This is a genomic window from Pseudomonas sp. (genome assembly GCF_026224925.1).
Classification (GTDB): domain Bacteria; phylum Pseudomonadota; class Gammaproteobacteria; order Pseudomonadales; family Pseudomonadaceae; genus Aquipseudomonas.
In genome coordinates this window covers 1-4591 of record NZ_JAMFRV010000165.1, presented here as the reverse complement: position 1 = coordinate 4591, position 4591 = coordinate 1, and the positions used below count along the sequence as shown (strand labels likewise).

The following is a 4591-nucleotide window of genomic DNA, read 5'->3' as shown; positions in this document are numbered from 1 at the left end:
TTCGATTCTGGCCGACCCGGCCGGTGCTCGAAAAAACACCAAGGACAACACCCCGGCGGTGATCCATTACTCCATCGTTCCAGGCAACACCGTGGAAGTGGACGTGGCAGCCAAAGGCGGCGGCTCGGAAAACAAATCGAAAATGGCCATGCTCAACCCGTCTGACTCGATCGTCGACTGGGTGCTCAAGACCGTTCCGACCATGGGCGCTGGCTGGTGCCCGCCAGGCATGCTCGGCATTGGAATCGGGGGCACCGCAGAAAAAGCCGCTGTCATGGCCAAGCAAGTATTGATGGACCCTATCGACATCCACGAGTTGAAACTGCGTGGTCCTTCCAGCCGTATCGAAGAGCTACGCCTGGAACTGTTCGAGAAGGTCAACCAGCTCGGGATCGGCGCTCAAGGCCTTGGTGGCCTGACCACCGTGCTCGACGTCAAGATCATGGATTACCCGACACACGCCGCCTCGCTGCCGGTATGCATTATCCCGAACTGCGCCGCCACCCGTCACACGCACTTCGTGCTCGACGGCAGTGGTCCGGCTGCGCAAGAAGCACCGCCGTTGGACGCGTACCCGGACATCGTCTGGGAAGCCGGCCCATCTGCTCGCCGCGTCAACCTCGACACCCTGACGCCGGAAGAAGTGCAGAGCTGGAAGCCGGGCGAAACCTTGCTCCTCAACGGCAAAATGCTCACCGGCCGCGATGCGGCGCACAAACGCATGGTCGAGATGCTGGACCGCGGCGAAACCTTGCCGGTAGACCTCAAGGGTCGTTTCATCTACTACGTCGGCCCGGTTGATCCGGTGCGTGATGAAGTGGTTGGCCCCGCTGGTCCGACTACCGCGACGCGGATGGACAAGTTCACGCGCCAGATCCTTGAGCAAACCGGTTTGCTGGGCATGATCGGCAAATCCGAGCGCGGCCCAACCGCTATCGAGGCGATCAAAGACCATAAAGCGGTGTACTTGATGGTCGTTGGCGGCGCTGCTTACCTGGTCGCCCAGGCGATCAAGAAATCCCGCGTGCTGGCGTTCCCTGAAATGGGCATGGAAGCGATCTACGAGTTCGACGTGACCGACATGCCGGCCACCGTTGCGGTGGACACCAAAGGTGAGTCCGTACACAACACCGGCCCTGCGATTTGGCAGAAGAAGATCAGTGAGAGCTTGGCGGTAGAGATTTAGTAACCTCCGATACCTTCCCGGACAACGGAGCCAACAAGGAGGCTCCGTTGCACTTACCGAACATCAAGTTCAACAGTTTCAAGCGCAGTCCGCCGTTCTACATCCAAGCGTGACGCCCTTTAACGCCTAGTTTTAGTTGATCGATAAATACCTCACGGTGGGTCGTTTTGCTCACAACTGTAGTGATTTTGAATTTTGTCTCTGGCGCAAAAAGCCCCTCATCTTCACTGAGGGAAGTGTGCAACTGCTTCGCGCCGCCACCTACAATAAATAAAACCGGTTGCGTATTATTCATCACGCTGCTGTGATGAAATTTTCCGCCTAAAAATGACATGGCTGTCGACCTGTCTGGAGAAAATGCAGCAAAACTACTGGTCTCCAACACAGCCCCTTCCTGATACATGCTGACATCGTCAATGCGTGCTCCCCGATAAAGTACGCCTGACATTTCAGGACGATTTTTTATCGACCTCTTGACAAGACGAATCGTATGGCCGGGTTCGCCATTAAGTTTATTTAACAATTCTAGTGCGGGATCGAAGCTTTTCGTTTTAGTGGCGTGACTCAATTTTATCGTCCCGGCATCGCCAAGGTTCGCCTGTAACTCCCCCAACGCTCCAGCGTGTGCCGCGCTTAAGTTCTGAGGCGGTGATGAACCCAAGGTCACGGCAGTGCTCATACTTCGTATGTATTTAGCGCCAGCGTTTGTGCTCCAAAATATATGGATTCCTTTTTCCAACTCGGCAGTCAGTGTTCCGCCCGCAGAAATGTTCAACAGCGCTTTTTCGTGCTTAAAATAATCTTTTTGTGCTGCCCCCCATATAAGCGGCCCATATTTACGCCGGCTTTTACCCTTGTCTTTAATTAAATCATCCATCCACCTCTGAGCGCGGGCGGCCTCTTCTACAGGCTGAGTTAATGCTAGGCCTGAAGAAAAAAGGTATTTTGCGACACGCTTAGGTAGATCCTCAAGTTCAGCGGGTAGCTCCCCGACAAGTCCGTTTGAATCGACTTTATTAACAGGCTGATTCCCCACCATCACATAAAGATTCAACCCATCCACAGCCCCTGCCGGGTCCGGGTTTATCCACCTCGCCAGCCAAGGCGCGTAATACCGAAAACCGTAGTAATAAAGCCCCGATGCATCCAGCTCCTTGCCTGAATACCGAATCGTTTTATAGCTCGCTTCTACTGCGTTTCTTCCGGCCCAGCATGCCGTGCCACCAAACGGGTAATAGCTTTCCTGACTGATCACATTGCCTTGCCCGTCCAATTCTGTAGTGCTAGACCCCAGATGGTCGGCGAGGCTATAGCGCAATTGATCATTGGCCACTTCTTCGGGCTTACCTTCCACCCAATGCAACACGCGGCACGCCGAGACGCTTATGACGTGGAGGGTTTCACCGGTAGCGGTGTTAGTGCGAATTTCCAGCCCCGGCAAGTAGCGCACTTCGGCGCAGTGGGAAACGCTGGCAGCTTGAGTCATGCGGACTTTACGCACACGCTGACCACCACCGCCATAGAGGTAACGCTCGTAGTCGTCTTCACCGTCGTCACGCACCACCGGGGTTACTTGGCGTAATTGGCTTCGTTGATCCCAAACCAGCGCTTGGCCAGGTTGCAGCGCGCGCAGGTTGCCGCTTGCGTCAAAACCTGCGGCCAACTCTGCTTCATCAGGCCTATGATCGCTCACTACCGGCAAGCTTCGGTTGGAGTAGCGAGCGGTGATCATTTCGCGGGTATAATTTTGGCCGCCCACATGGGTAAGGGTTTGCACGTTACCGGCCGCATCATAAGCATAACGTTGAGTGTAATTAGCCAACTGACCGGGATCGACACCGGGCGATTGAAAGGGTGGCAGATCCGGGCCCGTCACTGGATTAACCGATTCATAACCCGTGGCCTGGATCAATTGATAAAGCGTGTCGTAAACATAAACATTGACCGGTTCAATGGCCTGATTACGAAAGTACTTTGTCGTTTGTGCAGTATTTTCAATACGCAAGATATTACCGCTAGGGTCGTATCGGTAATTCAAATCCTGCAGCACTGTGTTGTCTCTTTTCTGTGCCGTGATACGTTGCAATTGACCACTAGCAGCATCGTAGTAACGGGCGGTAACCACGCCATTACCAGCCGTCTCGCTTTGCGTATTGCCTAACGCGTCATAACGCAGATTACTAACCAAGACCTGCTCTACCTGCCCCCCCAATTGCACACTGGCTTGCCTAAGCTCGCCCGCCACCGTCGAGCTGAAACGCTGAATATTACCCGCGGCATCGGTTTGACTTAGGGTTTCGCCCAGCGGATTGAAATCAGCCATTGTCGTGGCACCAACACCCGTCTCAAGCAACTCATCGCGCTCGACCTCGGTGGGTGGCCAGTCCGGTGGCTCGATGCTGTTGAGAAACCATCGAGTCTGCTGCAGCAGCGCACCACCCATGCTGTACTCCTGAAACCGACAGGTACCCGCCGTGTCGTCATGACGCACCAACTGGCCGCAGAGATTGTGGCCGGCAGCCTGCGCGTCGGCATAAGCGAAGCGCTCACTCACCTGCAGAGCTCCGCCAGCGGCTTGCTCAAGCGCGGATTGCGGTCGCAACAGCTCGTCGTATTGCATCAATGTATGCCCGTCGCGCCCATCCCACGCCTCAACTGCCTGGCCCGCCTCGCCATTCAGAGCAACCCGCCACCCCGCGTCTACCGAGTCGGTCGACAACACCAAACCGGACAAACTGTATCGCTGGATAAAATTGAAAGGCACCCCTTCGTCACCGGCGAGAGCAAGGTTAAACAAGCGTGGATCACGACTGCCCAGCGCACGCCCTACTGCATCGTGCTGTTGATGAGTAATGCGGACATCTAGAAGTTCTTCACTGGCTTGGCGCCAATACTGCACAGTGCGGACCACCAATCCCCTCGGGTCTTGAACAGCGAGTGTCGGTGTATGGGCGTGCATAGGAGTGTCCGGTTGAAGTGAAGGCCGACTCTAAGGCGTGCCTGTAAATACACCTTAGCAAACGTGCAAATAATGAAATACTGTCAGATATGACAGTGGTGTTTACTGGATCGATTAATATTCAAAAACGAACTACTGTTAACAACCAATCATTCTTAATCCTAACCCGCTGTTTTTTATCAAAAAAAAGTCTACCTGTTATTTATAACAGGTAGACGGGCTGGTTAATTTAAACAATGCTGAGGTTCTTGCTGTTTATGGAGCTTCACCATTATGGACGACACGCCGTTTTCCCTAATCGCCAACCTGGCGAAAAAACAGCCCCCCGGAGCGGAGCGTAGCGACAACCGAACAAGCTTCGTGACGGCCATGGAGACGTTGGGTTATGCGTCGGTATTTGACATTGTACGGCGGGCCAAACCAACCTTTGTGCAGGACGTGGCCAG

2 protein-coding genes are annotated in these 4591 nt (G+C 54.3%); one reads left to right on the top strand and one right to left on the bottom strand.

Annotated elements, in window-relative coordinates; all coding sequences use genetic code 11:
* Positions 1-1186, top strand: a 1186-nt coding sequence (locus M0974_RS07030; protein ID WP_297834526.1) for a fumarate hydratase, incomplete at its 5' end; no start/stop codon positions are given.
* 97 nt (positions 1187-1283) lie between these two features.
* Here the strand turns inward: M0974_RS07030 and M0974_RS07025 are convergent.
* Positions 1284-4145: an RHS repeat-associated core domain-containing protein gene (locus M0974_RS07025; RefSeq protein ID WP_297834523.1), complete on the bottom strand. Its 2862-nt coding sequence runs from the start codon at positions 4143-4145 to the stop codon at positions 1284-1286.
* Positions 4146-4591: the final 446 nt, after the last annotated feature.

What these genes read in the sequence shown, in the direction of transcription:
- M0974_RS07025 (WP_297834523.1), bottom strand. Translation starts at nt 4,145, where the DNA reads ATGCACGCCCATACACCGACACTCGCTGTTCAAGACCCGAGGGGATTG.